The 1,041-nt window shown below is 38.3% G+C and carries 2 protein-coding genes; both read right to left on the reverse strand.

The features are described 5' to 3' along the window. Positions 1-16: 16 nt before the first annotated feature. On the reverse strand, positions 17-625 hold the full coding sequence (locus EI164_RS16295; protein ID WP_225739367.1) for a glycosyltransferase: 609 nt from the start codon (positions 623-625) through the stop codon (positions 17-19). Between the two features lie 221 nt (positions 626-846). Continuing rightward, positions 847-1,041 (reverse strand): IS3 family transposase (locus EI164_RS16300; protein ID WP_192519320.1); only part of this gene is annotated, 195 nt, incomplete at its 5' end.

Here is a 1,041-nt window from a genome sequence, read left to right on the forward strand (position 1 = left end):
AATTGTTTTATGATATTCATCCAAAACATAACTCTTTTGTAGTGCAGTGACTATATTTAGCAATAGAAGATTCTTTTAGAGCATTAAGTTTTTCTTTATCACGAAAACATTCACTACTCAAAACATGCTGTAGCTTTGTACTATAGTCATTCTTGTCTACACTGACAATTTGCTCTTCAGGAATCAGCCTTGCAACTTCACCAACGTCAGTGGCTATAGTAAAAACATTCAATAATATCGCTTCAACGACTACGTTGGAAAACCCTTCGGTTTTTGAGTGTAAACAAAAAACTTCCATGGCTTTTAAACACTTGGGTACATCACCTCTTTCACCTAATAACCTAAAATTATCTGTGAGACCATAGTCTTCTATCCAAGATAGCAGCTCTTTATTCTCTGCTGTATTGTCTCGTCCTACCATCATAAATTTTATATTGGGATAGTCTTTGACTAAAATTGCCGCGACATCTACAAATAATTTTTGGTTCTTAACTGGATTAAAACGGCCTACAGAACCAATAACGATATCATCGGCAGATATACCGTGTTGTTGACGTATGTCCAAGCCATCTGCATCCGTTGCTGTCAGTGCATCAATCTCATAACCATTAGCAATGACCGTCATTTTAGATTCATCGTAGCCTATGCCTACATGATAATCCTTTGCAACATGGGCAGCACACACAATCGTTGTTGGAACATGATATGAAAGCTTTGCACACAACTTGCTTAAGTGAACGGTGATCTTTGAAGAGCCTTGTGACACATCAGTAGTACGAATACCCCAGATAATATTTTTTACGCCGATGAACCGCCCCGACTATATCGGAGAGTGGATTGCTTGAGTCAGGCAGCTTTGTCTGACTCACAAAGACTATCATAGTATCGTCTCTCAAACTCAAAAGGCGACACATAACTAATCGTACTATGAATGCGAGTTTTGTTAAACCAATCGACCCATTCTAGGGTTGCTAATTCAACATCGTTCACACCTTGCCACTGCTGTTTTAAATATTCAATCACCTCTGTTTTATAAAGCCC

It is taken from the genome of Psychrobacter sp. FME13, assembly GCF_014861395.1.
Lineage (GTDB): Bacteria > Pseudomonadota > Gammaproteobacteria > Pseudomonadales > Moraxellaceae > Psychrobacter.

What these genes read in the sequence shown, in the direction of transcription:
- EI164_RS16295 (WP_225739367.1), bottom strand. Translation starts at nt 625, where the DNA reads ATGACGGTCATTGCTAATGGTTATGAGATTGATGCACTGACAGCAACG.